The sequence below is a fragment of the Paenarthrobacter sp. AT5 genome (assembly GCF_032764245.1).
Classification (GTDB): domain Bacteria; phylum Actinomycetota; class Actinomycetes; order Actinomycetales; family Micrococcaceae; genus Arthrobacter; species Arthrobacter ureafaciens.
Map to the genome: position 1 here is coordinate 1 of NZ_CP136442.1, position 14607 is coordinate 14607.

The 14607-nt window shown below is 57.8% G+C and carries 15 protein-coding genes and 2 pseudogenes; 8 read left to right on the forward strand and 9 right to left on the reverse strand.

What is annotated here, in order from left to right; genetic code table 11:
* Positions 1 to 18: 18 nt before the first annotated feature.
* From RI444_RS21805 to RI444_RS21825, 5 genes are read left to right on the forward strand one after another with little or no spacing between them, the layout of a single operon-like run.
* Positions 19 to 1650, forward strand: a complete 1632-nt coding sequence (locus RI444_RS21805; RefSeq protein WP_316963925.1) for an AAA family ATPase — start codon at positions 19 to 21, stop codon at positions 1648 to 1650.
* Positions 1651 to 1660: 10 nt separating this feature from the next.
* Complete coding sequence (locus RI444_RS21810) at positions 1661 to 2086, forward strand: hypothetical protein (protein ID WP_021474789.1); 426 nt, start codon at positions 1661 to 1663, stop codon at positions 2084 to 2086.
* A complete protein-coding gene (locus RI444_RS21815) occupies positions 2083 to 2301 on the forward strand; it encodes a DUF2997 domain-containing protein (protein WP_021474790.1) in 219 nt (72 codons plus the stop codon). The genes RI444_RS21810 and RI444_RS21815 overlap by 4 nt, the downstream gene beginning before the upstream one ends.
* A gap of 2 nt (positions 2302 to 2303) precedes the next feature.
* Complete coding sequence (locus RI444_RS21820; protein WP_021474791.1) at positions 2304 to 3188, forward strand: hypothetical protein; 885 nt, start codon at positions 2304 to 2306, stop codon at positions 3186 to 3188.
* Positions 3185 to 3811, forward strand: a complete 627-nt coding sequence (locus RI444_RS21825) for a 4Fe-4S single cluster domain-containing protein (RefSeq protein WP_031217392.1) — start codon at positions 3185 to 3187, stop codon at positions 3809 to 3811. The genes RI444_RS21820 and RI444_RS21825 overlap by 4 nt, the downstream gene beginning before the upstream one ends.
* Before the next feature lie 264 nt (positions 3812 to 4075).
* Here the strand turns inward: RI444_RS21825 and RI444_RS21830 are convergent, their stop codons facing one another.
* From RI444_RS21830 to RI444_RS21845, 4 genes and pseudogenes are all read right to left on the reverse strand, one after another.
* Positions 4076 to 5209 (reverse strand): hypothetical protein, encoded by a 1134-nt coding sequence (locus RI444_RS21830; RefSeq protein WP_021474793.1) that lies wholly within the window; start codon positions 5207 to 5209, stop codon positions 4076 to 4078.
* A 242-nt stretch (positions 5210 to 5451) separates the two neighbouring features.
* The gene (locus RI444_RS21835) at positions 5452 to 6657 is read right to left on the reverse strand and encodes a hypothetical protein (protein ID WP_021474794.1); all 1206 of its coding nucleotides are present in this window, start codon (positions 6655 to 6657) and stop codon (positions 5452 to 5454) included.
* Positions 6658 to 6687: 30 nt separating this feature from the next.
* A complete protein-coding gene (locus RI444_RS21840) occupies positions 6688 to 7707 on the reverse strand; it encodes an IS3 family transposase (RefSeq protein WP_225740121.1) in 1020 nt (339 codons plus the stop codon).
* A pseudogene (locus tag RI444_RS21845) lies at positions 7671 to 7862 on the reverse strand (transposase); the annotation flags it as partial. The pseudogene RI444_RS21845 and the gene RI444_RS21840, both read right to left, overlap by 37 nt.
* A gap of 735 nt (positions 7863 to 8597) precedes the next feature.
* On the opposite strand from RI444_RS21845, the gene RI444_RS21850 reads away from it, so the two are divergent.
* Positions 8598 to 9053, forward strand: coding sequence for a hypothetical protein (locus RI444_RS21850; protein WP_316963926.1), 456 nt, complete (start codon positions 8598 to 8600; stop codon positions 9051 to 9053).
* Here the strand turns inward: RI444_RS21850 and RI444_RS21855 are convergent.
* Together RI444_RS21855 and RI444_RS21860 are read right to left on the reverse strand one after the other, a co-directional pair.
* A complete protein-coding gene (locus tag RI444_RS21855) occupies positions 9043 to 10062 on the reverse strand; it encodes an IS3 family transposase (RefSeq protein ID WP_225740121.1) in 1020 nt (339 codons plus the stop codon). The two genes, RI444_RS21850 and RI444_RS21855, sit on opposite strands and share 11 nt — an antisense overlap.
* Positions 10026 to 10217, reverse strand: a pseudogene (locus tag RI444_RS21860) (transposase); the annotation flags it as partial. The gene RI444_RS21855 and the pseudogene RI444_RS21860, both read right to left, overlap by 37 nt.
* A 67-nt stretch (positions 10218 to 10284) precedes the next feature.
* Between RI444_RS21860 and RI444_RS21865 the strand changes: the two are divergent.
* Entirely contained in the window at positions 10285 to 11250 is a 966-nt protein-coding gene (locus RI444_RS21865; protein ID WP_243543041.1) for an SIR2 family protein, read from the forward strand.
* Between the two features lie 363 nt (positions 11251 to 11613).
* Here RI444_RS21865 and RI444_RS21870 read toward each other — a convergent pair whose 3' ends face one another.
* From RI444_RS21870 to RI444_RS21880, 3 genes are all read right to left on the reverse strand, one after another.
* Entirely contained in the window at positions 11614 to 12192 is a 579-nt protein-coding gene (locus tag RI444_RS21870) for a hypothetical protein (RefSeq protein WP_011777024.1), read from the reverse strand.
* Positions 12185 to 13156, reverse strand: a complete 972-nt coding sequence (locus RI444_RS21875) for a 5'-nucleotidase (RefSeq protein ID WP_011777023.1) — start codon at positions 13154 to 13156, stop codon at positions 12185 to 12187. The genes RI444_RS21870 and RI444_RS21875 overlap by 8 nt, the downstream gene beginning before the upstream one ends.
* A gap of 83 nt (positions 13157 to 13239) precedes the next feature.
* The gene (locus tag RI444_RS21880) at positions 13240 to 13788 is read right to left on the reverse strand and encodes a recombinase family protein (protein WP_011777022.1); all 549 of its coding nucleotides are present in this window, start codon (positions 13786 to 13788) and stop codon (positions 13240 to 13242) included.
* Positions 13789 to 13971: 183 nt separating this feature from the next.
* Between RI444_RS21880 and RI444_RS21885 the strand changes: the two genes are divergently transcribed.
* Complete coding sequence (locus tag RI444_RS21885; RefSeq protein WP_011777021.1) at positions 13972 to 14601, forward strand: recombinase family protein; 630 nt, start codon at positions 13972 to 13974, stop codon at positions 14599 to 14601.
* Positions 14602 to 14607: the final 6 nt, after the last annotated feature.

Below are 14607 nucleotides of genomic sequence, written 5' to 3' on the forward strand. Positions count from 1 at the left end.
ATGGAATGGGGGCTATACGTGAAAGCTAAGCGTGAGACGGATTTCCGTCGGACGGTGATTGACCTGGTTCGGGCACGCCATCCCGTGCTCTTGGTTGAATCGCACGAGGACAGCCGGGTGCTGGAAGTCCTCTCGGACGTGGCCCGGGATCCGGCGCTCAAGAGACCGCGCAACGTGGTCGCCTTCACTCTGAGCCGGGGATTGCACGTTCCCGGTGAGATGGGAAAAGCAGTGGCGCCGGTGGACGCTCTGGCTGCCGCTATGAAGGTTCCTGACCCGACCATCTTTGTGTTCTTCGATCTTCAACATTTTCTCGGCGGCAAGGGCCGTGCTCCTGAGCCAGCGATAGTGCGCGGTTTGCAGGACGTGGCCCGCGAATTCCGTACAGGGCAGGTGCCTCACACTCTGGTGATCGTTGCACCCAGCCTGGATCTGCCGGTTGAGCTGGAAAAGGAAGTGTCCGTAGTTGACCTTCCCTTACCCAGCCGGGTGGAAATCGAAGTCGTGCTGGACGCCATCATTAGTGCCAATGCGGCACAGATCGAAGTTGATCTCTCCGAGGACGACAGGCAGCGGCTTCTGCAGGCAGCCCAAGGGCTGACGCTTGGGGAAGCCGAGAACGCCTTCGCCCGCGCCATTGCTTCGGACCGGCGGCTCGACGCAGGGGACATTGAACTGGTTCTTGAGGAGAAGCGGCAGACCATCAAGAAGTCAGGGCTGCTGGAGTTTATCGACGACCCGGGATCCATTGATGATATTGGCGGGCTCGAAAATCTGAAGACCTGGCTGGACAAGCGCAATGGGTCCTGGTTGCCCAGCGCGCAGGAGTGGTCGATTCCTGCGCCCAAGGGGGTATTGATTACCGGTGTTCCCGGTTGCGGGAAGAGCCTGACAGCCAAGTGCATGTCGTCCCTGTGGGGACTGCCCTTACTGCGGATGGACGTGGGACGGGTCTTCTCCGGACTTGTCGGCTCCAGCGAGCAGAACATGCGCGCTTCGTTGAAGCTCGCGGAAGCGGTCGCGCCGTCGATTCTATGGATCGATGAGATCGAAAAGGGATTCGGCTCCGCCGGCGGGGGCGATTCGGGAACGAGCCAGCGGGTCTTCGGTACCTTCCTGACCTGGCTGCAGGAGAAATCGCAGCCGGTTTTTGTTATCGCCACCGCGAACAAGATCGACAACCTTCCACCTGAACTGCTGCGCAAAGGCCGTTTCGATGAGATCTTCTTCGTGGATCTGCCCACGACGGCAGAGCTCAAGGTCATCTGGAAAATCCAACTGGAGCAACGGCTTACCCCGGACTCAAAGGCATCGGGGGACATCGAGATCAATAACTCCCTGCTGGGCCGGCTGGCAGAAGAGAGCAACGGCTTTTCAGGCGCCGAGGTCGCCGAAGCCGTCGTCAGCGCCTGCTTCGACGCATACTCGGAACGGCGGGCACTTCGCGATACCGACCTGATCCGGACGATCAAGAATACCGTGCCACTCTCGACTACCCAGGCGGAGCAGATCAGGGCCATCCGCGAGTGGGCCTCCCAGCGGGCGGTCGCCGCAACCTCCGCCCAGGACCAGTCAGAGTATGAGATTCCGGTACCTGTCGATACCGGCGACGTCGCGTCCTGGCGCGGCGGCCGCCGAATAGATTTCTAGGAGTTCAGGAATGAGTCTGGAACTTCTGCTGATACCAGCAGGAATCGCCGTCATCGCCGCACTGAAGGACGCCCGCGGTTCGGATCTGTGTGAAAAGTGTAAAACGACCCGCGTCACGGATCAGCAACTGCTGGTTGAAGCCCTGACCGCCATAGGCGGTGTGGAAATGAAAATCGCCGAGGGCCGCATAACCGGAACAAGCCCGTTGGGCCCGATCACCTTCCAGCGCATAGGGGAAGTGTTCTTGGGCCGCGTAAACAAAAACGAGTCGCAGACCGAGATCCTCATGTCCCAACTGGACCAGGCAGTCGGCGCGATCCTGCAGCACCGCACGGTCGAAACCGTGCGCGCCCAGGCTGCTGCCATGGGAATGACACTGATTACCCAGCACGCCGCCGACGGCAATGTTGAACTCGTCTTCGAGGAGGCATCGTGACCAAGCGCATCACAGTCACTGTCAATCCCCACGGAATGATCACTGTCACCGCGAGTGGCCAGCCCGGGCCGAAATGTCTTGATGAGATGGCCACCATCCAGACACTGGTGCAGGGAGCAACGGTTGTCGATTCACGGCTGACGCCGGAGTTTCACCAGACAGCCACGGAGACCGCTGTTCAGGAACAGTGGCTTGGCGAAGATACGGAGAAGTAGGAATGACCCCTGAAGAAAAGCTCATTTCCCGCAAGTGGCGGCTGCTTAACAGCGCCGGAATGTTGTGGAGTATTCTCTCCTTCGGGTTTCTCACCTGCGTCAACTTCCTTATACGGGGAATCAAGTCCAGGAACCGCCGCTGGATCATCTACGGAGTGGGCTTTGCGATTCTGTCCGCCGTGCTGATCATCTGGACCCCAAATCCGGACAGCGGTACGACAGAACCTCCTGTCTCGAGTCCTGATTCCATGGCATGGGGCTGGGTCTGGCTCCTGAGCTGGATCGCCGGAATTGTCCTGTCCGTTACGACAAACAAAAAGTGGCTCATGTGGAAGGCGCACCAGGGGGACAACAAGTGGTACGCGCAACCTGCCCCGGCATATGGAGTGCACCACGCGGGTCCTGGCCTGCAGCAGCGACAACAGCAGGTTCCGCCTGCCTGGCAACATCAGGGGCAAGGGCAACAGCTCCAAGACCAACCGTACGGTGCGCAAACCCATCCGTTTCAACAACCACAGTACCTAGGGCCGGCGCGGCCAAACCCCCCGATGCAAGACCAGAACAGGTCAGCGCCGAGCCAGCCGACAATGAGACGTGCCCCGCAGCAGGAATGGCGCCTTCGGCCGGTGAACGTCAATGCGGCACTGGACCAGGATCTCGCCGCGCTTGGAATGGATCAAACCACAGCTGAAAAAATTTTGTATACACGCCACCACATTGGGTACTACAAATCCTTTGAACACCTTCTCGCAGCCACAGGAGTCGCACCGCACATCCTCATCCCTCTCCGGGCTTCGCTGACTTTCGAATCTCCCCAGCCTGGCCGGCCCACGCCCGCCCCCGACTCTCCAAAACCTCAGGGCGGCGGCCGGACCCTCGACCTGTGACCACTCAGCCGCGAATTGCCCGGGTAGTCCATGCAACGACCGCCGAAGGACCGGGATTGAGGACCGCGATTTGGGTGCAGGGATGTAGCATCCGCTGTTCCGGGTGCATCAACCCCCATCTCTTCAGCCCCACCGGTGGGGAGATCATGCCCAAGGAACAGATCATTGAGGACGCAGTCGCCGCCGGTGTCGAGGGCCTGACGCTGCTGGGCGGTGAGCCTTTCGACCAGGCCGGGCCTTTGGCCGGTTTGGCGTCACTGGCGCAGGCACGGGGAATGGGAGTCATTACCTTCACCGGTTACGAGTTTGATGACCTTGCATCCCGTGACCACTATGCACAGTCATTGCTAGCCAACACCGATCTCCTGGTCGACGGCCCCTACCAAGCAGAAATACCCGAACAGAAGAGGGCGCTGGTCGGCTCCACCAACCAGCGCTTCATCCATCTAACCGATCGGTATGCCGATTACGATCCGGAATCGAATCCAAACCGTCTACACGTCCGGATCGGCCCGGACGGTACAGCGGACGTGGCAGGATTCCTGAATTCGGAAGCCTTGAAGTCTCTTCTAAACGGGACGGGACTGAAACGCGTGCGACGTAGATCCTCGCAGTCGCACTGAGTAGGATGCCTTCAGTTGCAATCTTCCAAGGTCGCTGTTGGCGCGGATGTAGATGCCAAAACGGTCATTATTGACGTGCTCAGTCAAGCTGTAGAGGCTACAAGCATGGAGAATCTGAGCAGCTTGGTTTATAGCAGCTTTTCTGGGAGGCGGCATCGCCCTTGCCTACAGAATCAAACAAGGGTCGAAACGTCATGGCTACCGTATATGACTGATTATTATTTTGCTTCAGCCATTCTCCTTCAGAAGAGCGCTTTGAAAGCGTCATAATTCGGGCTCTTCCTCCCCGGAATCGAACGTCATAAGTTCGGGCTGTTGGGGTAGATGAGTAGGTTTATGGGCACCTTCAGCTGATATCCGTCTCTCCACGATCCGCTGTGCTGATGATTCGGGTAGTAGCTCGCTAAGACCACGTAGGTGCAGGGCAACGTGCTCGCCACCAACTTTTGCAAGGCACCGCAAGGCTACCTGGACAAGACCTTGGTGTTCAGTCGTGAACAAGTGTTCAAATGCAGGTGCCCTCCAAGCAGTGTCTCCGAGGAGGGCATCGAAGCATAGAAGTTCAGTGGTTTGTAACAAGTCTCTGGCCACTAGGGGATTTGCGCGGAGGCGTTCTACAAAATCGATGTAGTCATCCAAATAAGTAGGGGGCTCAGCGATAATGCCTCGAAGAGAGGGGACATCGATCCGGATTGGATCTGCGCCGGCGTCTACATAGCTCCTGTGGGTCTGCTTCTGGAAATATTGAACCAAAGCGTCTGCCTTCTCCAAGAGAGGAAGAAGGTACATATCGTTGGGATCGCCGACTGTCAGGGCTCTTGTCAGACGCTGACGGAGCTCTCGAGTTGGGAACTCATTCAGACGTCCAGCGTCTTGGAGACCTGCCAAGACGATTGCGACCAATGCATGGGCTGCCAAGACAGTGGCAGCAGGTTCGGGGAGGCCACCTTGCCGACTCGCAGCCTTACCGAAGGCATCAACGCCGGAGAGCAAGGAAGCAGGCTCTGATAACAGGGCACCGCCACGCAAGAACTTGGTGACGGATTGCGGAATGTCCGGCAACCCTTTCAACTGGGTGTCTGTTCGCTTCTCAGCAGCCAGACAGGCAGGACCATCCAAGTGGGCAAATCGTTCGGGTACCCATGCATGGGCAGGTTCGCGCGTTCTGATGGCGATGTCGTCTAGAACCGGCACCCCGAGCTGATGCGCAAGCTTGCGACCACGGGAGCTGACGGTTTGCCTAACCAAAGTGACTTTGTCCAGCGACAGGAGTTGCCGAAAACCTGCCAGCCAAACGAGAGTGTAGGGCTCGCCACTCTGCCCTTTACCACTCTTGCACTCCAGGCTGGAGCGGGAAAAGCGTAAACGGGAATCTACATCGATGGAAAGGACATCCACATCAGTGAGGACGTCCCGACCTGATTCTGCTCCATCTGCAGAGACTGGGACTCTTAATCGGACAAAAGCTCCCTCCGCGAATTCCAGGCGTGCTACTCGACGTTCGAGATCGCCTCCTGCCGTATCGGAGGGTTGTGTTCCTGGCGCCGGCGTCTTGGAGTTCAAGCTGCGCGTTTTTCCGTTCCTTGTGGCAGGACCTTCCGAATTAGTCGGATTGGTGCTGGCGGGCTGACTTTGACCTCTCATCCGAATTGCCCCATCCCTCGTGACATAGGCACCTCTCGAAGGGCAGCGATAAGACGAGCTTCTTCCGTTTTGTCCGTATCTGCAGTGTGGGCCAACCTCGCCCTTTCTTTCTCAATGTGTACATACGAACTTTGTCCCTGCAAGACGGCTGCATTGGTACTGCCTGTTCCGACCGGGGCTCCCGAAGTGAGCAGCTTAAGGGCATCTTCTGCAACTTCTGACTGGAGTAGCTCAAGGCTAAAGCGATTCTGTTTGGAACCGTTGATAACGCGCACAATCCCTGCTTTTTCCAGCATCGGGTAATCAGTGCCGATGGAGGAAACATCACCGGCGATCCCTCGATTGATCAAGGCTCTTAGGAAAACAGGGGGGTCGTTCAGCTTGTACTTTGCATACGTGGCTGCGTAGACCATGGAACCGACAAGTTGTCGCACTTGGCCAGACGCATCGCCTGCAGTCCCGCCGAAAGGGTCACGCCCGAGATGAGGACTGAAAAGAAATCCCTTCTCTTGACCTTCCGAAGTCTGAATCACTGAGCGCTGAACGAGGCCCTGTGATATAGCGAAGGTCACCCACCGTGGTTCAGTAGAAGTTACATTTGCCTCAGGCATGCCGGGATTTGCGGCGAGCTCCTCCAGGAGATCGCCGACTTCCTTGGTGCCGCGAGCGTCGGCGGCTTTTAGTGCTGCCGATGCAATTTCATCGCCTTGAGTCCAGACGTTTGGGTTGTAGACAACCGTCCGTCCGTCCTCTGCTGTCACCTCACGTACCAAGCCTGTGTGCCTGAGATAACGAACAGCATCCAGAGCTGGCTGTTGGTCATCGATCAAACCCGTGCCTGCTGCGGCGATCTGAAGAGCATCGTCGACTTCAAGGGGCTGTATGGAAGTCGCACGCAGGAGCGCCAGGGCGGCTCGTTCTGCTGGGGTGGCCAGCAGAACATTAAGGACGCTTTCAGCGGATTTCACCAGATCCGCGGGCGCGGGGATGGTTTCGATGATGGAGACTAGCTGGCCATCTTTATCCTTTTGAACAGAAAGCCATCCGAGGCCCTCCATAGTTTGTAAGACGTCACGAAGCACACGCTTGCCCAAGCCTATGTCCAGACCAATTGCTTGCACCCGACGCGCACTACTGGTTGTGCTGCCTCGAAGACGGAAAGCCACATCGAAGGTTTGGCCTGCTAGTTCGAGCTGCTCCATGTGATTGGGCCCCCTTTAGCAGTCCAGCGGCTATGCGATAGCTGATTGGTGGTCTGCGGTCCACTGATTCCAGTAGTTGGATGGTGTCATTCCATCCAGGGATCCGTGGGGCCGTTCATGATTGTAGATGTCTTTCCATTCGTCGGCCAAGTACTTTGCTTCGGCCATGGTGTCGATGATTTCTCCGGAGAGTTGTTCCCTTCTGAATTGGGCGTTGAATGATTCGATGAACCCGTTCTGCCAGGGCGATCCCGGGTCGATGAACGCGGTCTTCACACCGGCTGTGCTGCACCATTCGATCAGTGCGGCGGCGGTGAATTCCGGTCCGTTGTCGCAGCGCACGTACGCCGGTTCGATACCGGTTTCGGCGATGATGTTCTCCAGCACGGCGACCACGTCGGAAGCCTTGAACGAGCGCCGCGGCACGATCGCCAGCGCCGTGCGGGTGCATTCGTCGATGACGTTGAAGAAGCGGATGTGGCGCCCGCAGGAGGTGACGTCGGACTGGAAGTCGAAGCTGATCACGTGCATCGGGTATTCGGCTTTCAGGCGCTTCTGTTCCCCGGCGTCCGGGCCGGTCCGGCGCTTCTTCTTCGGCTTGGGTTTACAAACCAGTCCCTCGTCGCGCCAGAGCCGGCGTACCCGCTTCTTGTTCAGCGCCACGTCCTGCCACTGCGGCTGGGCACGCAGGTGCCAGCGGGCCTTCTTCCAGCCCCACGCCGGGTGTTTCTGCGCGACTGCCCGCAGGTCAGCGCGCAGCCGTGTTTCCTCGAAACTCATTTCGGGTTTCTTCTTGCGCAGGGCGGAGCGGTTCTGCCCCAGCACTTTGCAGGCAAAGCGTTCCGACGCCCCGAACTTCTCCATCGCCATGCGCACGGCACGGCGGCGTGGTTCGGGGCTCAGAATTTTCCCTTGGCCACCTCGTTCAGGATGTCGATGGCTAGCTCTTTCTCGGCCAGCAGCCGCTTGAGCCTCGCGTTCTCCTTCTCGAGCTCCTTGGTCCGTTTCGTCGCCTCGGCGTTCTTCTCGGACCCGTACTGGTTCAGCCACCGGTACCAGGTCGCCTCGGTGACCTGCAGTTCCTTGACGACCTCGATGAGGGGCCGTCCTTCATTGAGCATTTTCTGGCCCTGCCGGACCTTCGCGATGACCTGCTCGGGGGTATGCCTACGTGCCATAACTAGTGAATTTCCTCCTGCGTCCATTCTCGGACACGAAACTCACATAGTCACCGGACTCCTACACGGGGACCCAACCACATGGCCGCGCGTTCGGGACCCATTTGATATGCAGCCAAGTGACGCGAAAGTCCTAGAACCATTTCTGCATCAGTCAGGATCGACATTTCCCCCCATAAATTGCGCGAAGTTCGTGACGCCGTACAACGGCCTGAACGAGTCCCATCCATGTTACCCAGCCCCCTTCGCCGGCAGCGGAAGCCGGTCGATCCTGGACATAACAATCAGCACTCAATTCAGGTCTTCGTCTCATAAAACGATCGTTTATTACGACGAGCTGGCTATCTTGTCATTGAGCGATCGACCTCGAGGATTTCCACGACTCGGATGTCTCATCTGCCTGTCGCACTTATTTGTTCTCAACATCAAGAAAACTGACCTTTGATGGCACTCGGGGGATCACCTTATGTGCAGGATCACTGTAGGAAGGTTTTGCGCGGAGGCCGGCTGCATTGGCCGACGTCGTTAGGTGTTCGGCTAGGATCCAATTGTCGACATGGTTCCGGAAGAACCTGCGCGTCCCAGCGTCCATAGCCAAGCGTTGCGTGAGTGGCGACTCCGCTATAGGGATGCCACTTGAGCAGGAGGCGTTCGGGCAGCAAGGTAGCGTTGATCTGATTTCGAAGGCACCCAAAAGCTCGACACTGACGACGAACTTGTGACCTGACACATTCTGGCAAATGCCCATGAGAAAATGAAGTGATGAGCGCCGCCGATCTGACTGCTGAAACTATGGAATTGTTCCGTCGATCAGGCCTTGAGACTCATACGACTTTTCTGCTTGGCGCGGGCGCATCTGTAACGTCTGGACTGCCCGGTTGGGACGACTTCGCGACTAGGTTGCTCATACAAAGCGGGTCGGTTGCTTCGCCCGAGACGGCGGAAATCTTGCTGGCTCGGCAAGATCCGTTGATTGCCGTCGAAGCTGCACGCGTTTCGTTTGGGGATCGATGGCAGCAGAAACTGCGTATCGCACTTTATGAAGGCGTAACTTCCCTCAAGCCGTCTCCTCTCCACCTTGCAGTGGTCGGCCACTTCCTGAGTGGTGACGATGCTGACACCAGCCTCGCAACGCTTAATTTCGACACTCTCCTTGAGCAGGCGATCGAAAGGGAGACTGATTGGGCCCCCTTTAGCAGTCCAGCGGCTATGCGATAGCTGATTGGTGGTCTGCGGTCCACTGATTCCAGTAGTTGGATGGTGTCATTCCATCCAGGGATCCGTGGGGCCGTTCATGATTGTAGATGTCTTTCCATTCGTCGGCCAAGTACTTTGCTTCGGCCATGGTGTCGATGATTTCTCCGGAGAGTTGTTCCCTTCTGAATTGGGCGTTGAATGATTCGATGAACCCGTTCTGCCAGGGCGATCCCGGGTCGATGAACGCGGTCTTCACACCGGCTGTGCTGCACCATTCGATCAGTGCGGCGGCGGTGAATTCCGGTCCGTTGTCGCAGCGCACGTACGCCGGTTCGATACCGGTTTCGGCGATGATGTTCTCCAGCACGGCGACCACGTCGGAAGCCTTGAACGAGCGCCGCGGCACGATCGCCAGCGCCGTGCGGGTGCATTCGTCGATGACGTTGAAGAAGCGGATGTGGCGCCCGCAGGAGGTGACGTCGGACTGGAAGTCGAAGCTGATCACGTGCATCGGGTATTCGGCTTTCAGGCGCTTCTGTTCCCCGGCGTCCGGGCCGGTCCGGCGCTTCTTCTTCGGCTTGGGTTTACAAACCAGTCCCTCGTCGCGCCAGAGCCGGCGTACCCGCTTCTTGTTCAGCGCCACGTCCTGCCACTGCGGCTGGGCACGCAGGTGCCAGCGGGCCTTCTTCCAGCCCCACGCCGGGTGTTTCTGCGCGACTGCCCGCAGGTCAGCGCGCAGCCGTGTTTCCTCGAAACTCATTTCGGGTTTCTTCTTGCGCAGGGCGGAGCGGTTCTGCCCCAGCACTTTGCAGGCAAAGCGTTCCGACGCCCCGAACTTCTCCATCGCCATGCGCACGGCACGGCGGCGTGGTTCGGGGCTCAGAATTTTCCCTTGGCCACCTCGTTCAGGATGTCGATGGCTAGCTCTTTCTCGGCCAGCAGCCGCTTGAGCCTCGCGTTCTCCTTCTCGAGCTCCTTGGTCCGTTTCGTCGCCTCGGCGTTCTTCTCGGACCCGTACTGGTTCAGCCACCGGTACCAGGTCGCCTCGGTGACCTGCAGTTCCTTGACGACCTCGATGAGGGGCCGTCCTTCATTGAGCATTTTCTGGCCCTGCCGGACCTTCGCGATGACCTGCTCGGGGGTATGCCTACGTGCCATAACTAGTGAATTTCCTCCTGCGTCCATTCTCGGACACGAAACTCACATAGTCACCGGACTCCTACACGGGGACCCAACCAAGACAGGTGAGGAAGTGATCTCGCACGTTGAGAACGCAACAGATCACATGCAATACAGAGTTCATCACCTTCACGGCGTCATCACTCCTCAACGGGCAGACGCCGTCATCCTCACGCTAACCGATTTCAGCGATCTCATTGCCGACACGGAATCTTGGCAACTGGATTATTTGGAATCAGCTCTGGATAAAGGGGTACTTATCATTGCTGGCACGTCTTACAGGGACCCTGATGTCCGCCAATGGTTGCATGCCGCGCTGCGAAAGAAGCCGTTGAAGCACGATGCGATGGTGCTTCTCGCCCGGCAAAGCTTCGCGGTTTCGAAAGATCAATTCGCCGAAATTAGATCTGCTCTAAGTGATCAATGGCGCGCAGTCGGCTTGCAGCCTGTTCTCCTTGAGGATCACTCTGACGCTGCACAGATCATTCGTGAGCTCCGTCATGTCACGTTGCCCTCGTACCTTTCTCCTCAGCAAAGATCACGCCTTCTATGGGAAGCGCACACAAGGAGATTTCAAGACTTGCAGAGTACTCACGTCGACCAACTGGAACGCGATGCATCGACTATGCGTGAAGCGCTCGACGTAGATCGTTTGAATCTGACGCTCTGGCTCGCAAACGGTGAGGGTGAGCTCGTAAAATGGGCTGCGCAGGACCGAGTGTATCGAGACCTGGCTGCCTTGCGAACTGTCAGCACGGGGCATGACAGTGAGTGGATCGCTGGGAAAGCATTAGGCGTGGATGAAGTCCTTATCCAAGACCTTCCTGACGACCCCACCCGTCGATGGCGGTCCGTTTTGGCGGCACCGATTCCGGTACCGCATCCGGACTTTCCAGCACATTCAGCAGCTGTTCTGACCTTGGGTCTTCCCGAGGAAGCCTCCCGTTATGACGCATCCAGCATGATGTGGGCCGGTAGTCTCGCCGAAATCGCCGATCAGTGGGGGCTCGAACTATCAGCGGTAGCATTCGATCACTAAGCCCGTAGACTGGTTACACAAGAGAGTCGGAGGGACGACTGTGGCCAAGAAAACCAACACAAGCTCATATCAAAGTCTCGGCAAGGGCGTTTACCGTGTCGGGGCAGTGCAACGTAGCGCCGTAACTGGGCGCTATGTCACGAAAGCTACAACTGCTGCGGCTACCCGTACGACCGTGACCGAGAGTAAGAGCACTAGCACCACGGGGAAGAAGCGATAAGGCAACCTGGATAGCAGTCCTACCACGTGGGGCGGCGGTACTCACTCCGCTAGAGCGGCTGCGGCTGGGCGGAGGTGCTGGTAGATCGTTTCCCGGCTGATCCCATAATCACCTGCCAAGTCAGTTCGGGCCTCACCGCGGGTTTAGGCGGAGACGTCCCTGCTGGCATGGCCATGTGCTTCATCTTTGGCCTTTGCGATCTCAGGGTCGTCGCTGATGGCATCGGATGCATAGGCCCAAAGCATGGGCTTCACCTTGGCCCTTCCAGCTACGTCGGCGACATGGTTGTACTCTGCTTGGGAATGAACGTGTGGAACCGCGATAAGTTCCCGGCACTTGGATTCGATCCACGCGCCCATACCGAACTCATCGTTGTTGTCCATATGCAGTATCGTGTGGATTCCTTCTGCATCTTGGAGAATCGCGGCTCGAGAGCCTTTCCTATCTATGGCGTAGGACGCGGCTTGCGAGATGAGATCAATCATCCGTTCGGCCATATGCCTTCGCCACTTCTGGAGATCGGCTTCAGCCTGCGCTGTGAGTGTCGCATTGACCTCGGCCTGACGCTGGTTGAACGACTCCGTTTGTTCTTTTTCTCGCCGATCGAAGTCTTTTCGTTGAATCCAAATCGAAATTAGGACGGATCCCACTATGGCGATCAGGGTCAGGACCCCGGCCCACAAAATCTCCGATGCGTTGCCGGGCGCAGAGAAATCAAGCAAGGTGGCCCTCTGCGCTCTCGGAGTCTCCTGCCTGTGGCAGGGCGTTTAGTTCGCCGAATGGAATATGAACAGAGGGGGCTGACTGCGATGTCGAGGTCAGATGGCCGATTTGGTCATCAAAGAAGATGTGTGGACGCAGGATGCGGAGAATCTCTCCCTTATCAATGCCGCCGAGAAAGAAGGCGTCGTTGACCATGACGCCCCAATCCTTAAGCGTTCGAAGCGGGCGTTCGTGGGAGGGGGCGTTCCTCGCGGTGACCATGGCTACGTGGAGACGGATATTGTATTTTGGGTTGGCTTCCTTCCGCGCCTGTTCCCGTTTCTGTACGGCAGCGACTCGTATTAGAAAGTCTCGAAGAGGCCCGGGATTATGGGGTGTAACCAGGTTGACGCGCTCGTAATCATGAAAATCGCTCAGGCCCTTGGCTTGCATCACTTGTTCTGAGCCGTCATCTGCAAGGACCCCGTCAAAGTCGAAAGCAATGCGCAAGTCGTCATCATCGTCATCCACCAGTGTCGATTCCAGGACGCGGCCAGCTGGAAGGTTGAGAGCCAGAGCCTCCCGCACATCTCGTTCATTGGCAGACAGGAAGAGCGATACATTGAGGGCAGGGATGAATTTATAGGGCGACTTTCCTTGCATAAATATTGCCCTCGTAATATCAAGTTCATGGTGTTTCACGGATTCCATGACCCGGAGTCCGGTGTCGGGGTCGTTACGTGAAAGCACTATGACTTCGACAATGTTTCCTTCGTCTGGTTCCGCGAGGTCATTAAGCGAGAGAATACGCTTAATGAACGGGAACGCGACTCCTGGGCCAAGCGGGCGGCCTAGGTTTTCCTCCTGAAACTTCCGGTACTCTTCTTCGCCTTTGTCCCTGAAGACTTGGTCGGACTCCTTGAGGTCGAACAGAGCGCTGGATGCAACGCCTACAACTAAGCGATTCTGGAGCGAGTAAGGCATGTATTCCCCTGATTGCCTGACTAATGACGTTTGATGCCACTCTACGGCCCTACCATTGAAGGCGCTCAACCCGGGGTGTCTGGCTACGGGGTTCGCTGAACAATTCGGTACACCGTGCTGCAGGCGACTTTGAAAATATCGGCGATTTCGGTGGTGGTGTGTTGTCCTCCCTTATATAGGGAGACGAGGTGGGCTTCCTGGCTTTTGGAGAGTTTGGGTTGTTTGCCGCGGAGCCGGCCTTTGGCTTTGGCGACTTGCATGCCTTCGCGGGTGCGGGCGCGGATGAGGTCGGATTCGAATTCGGCGACCATGGCCAGGACGTTGAAGAGGAGCCGGCCGACGGGATCGGTGGGATCGTGAACAGAGCCGCCTATGCTCAGCTTCACCTTCTTCTTGGTGAGTTCTTCGACGATGTCGCGGGCGTCGGGTAGGGAGCGGGCGAGCCGATCGAGTTTGGTGATGACCAAGGTGTCCCCGTCGCGGACGGCGGCGAGGGCTTCGCGCAGGCCGGGCCGGTCCCTGTTCCTGCCGGTCAGCCCATGGTCAAAGAAGATCATGTCTTCGGGGACACCGAGGGCGGCGAGTCCGTTCCGTTGGGCGGTGAGGTCCTGCTCGTTGGTCGAGACCCGCACGTTATGTTGGCGCTTTGGCCGTGTCTCACGTGGTGGTCGGCGTGTTGCAAGAAACTATTGTTTTTCAAGACACTCGAATGGGCCTGGGAAGAGGGCGTCGCTATCCTGTGATTCCGCCATGTGGCCGCGTCTCGGTAAGTCGTCTCATAGATGAGGATGTCTCCGACTCATTTTTAGGGGTTTATGGGGCAGACTGCCGTTACGGCATACCTCGGATATACGCGCATCAGCACCGCCGGGCAGGACGACCAGCTCCAACGTGACGCCCTCACCACCGCCGGGGTCCAGGCCCGAGACATCTACTCCGATGTCACCTCTGGAAGCAAAGAAGCCAAAAGTCGGCCCGGCATGCAAAAACTCATGAGCTACGCCCAAAAGGGGGACACAATCGTGGTGTGGCGCATTGACCGGCTCGGCCGATCCCTGCTCGATGTCCTGAACACCGTAAACGGACTCAGGGACAAAGGGATTATGGTCCGCTCGATAGGCGACGGCATTGACCCGGACACACCGACCGGCCGGCTGATGTTGAATATGCTCTCCACCTTGGCGGAGTACGAGCGGGAGCTCATTGTGGAACGGGTGAACGCCGGGATCGCCGCAGCCAGAGGCGCCGGTACCGTTTTTGGTCGCCCACCGAACAATCCAGTAGTGACAGCCGAAAAGCTAAAGATCGCCGCCAATGCCCGCGCCGAAGGCAAAACAGCACAGCAAGCCGCCGAACTCGTCGGATGGAGCCGAGCAACGCTGTACCGGGCAATGCAGGCAACAGACCAAACCCGCTCTGGCTCCGGCAAATACCTGCGCCGGTAGAGCGGA

Coding starts and splice junctions, on each gene's coding strand:
- RI444_RS21835 (WP_021474794.1), bottom strand. CDS start 6,657: ATGGAGCAGCTCGAACTAGCAGGCCAAACCTTCGATGTGGCTTTCCGT.
- RI444_RS21885 (WP_011777021.1), top strand. CDS start 13,972: ATGGGGCAGACTGCCGTTACGGCATACCTCGGATATACGCGCATCAGC.
- RI444_RS21810 (WP_021474789.1), top strand. CDS start 1,661: ATGAGTCTGGAACTTCTGCTGATACCAGCAGGAATCGCCGTCATCGCC.
- RI444_RS21850 (WP_316963926.1), top strand. CDS start 8,598: ATGAGCGCCGCCGATCTGACTGCTGAAACTATGGAATTGTTCCGTCGA.
- RI444_RS21875 (WP_011777023.1), bottom strand. CDS start 13,156: ATGCCTTACTCGCTCCAGAATCGCTTAGTTGTAGGCGTTGCATCCAGC.
- RI444_RS21820 (WP_021474791.1), top strand. CDS start 2,304: ATGACCCCTGAAGAAAAGCTCATTTCCCGCAAGTGGCGGCTGCTTAAC.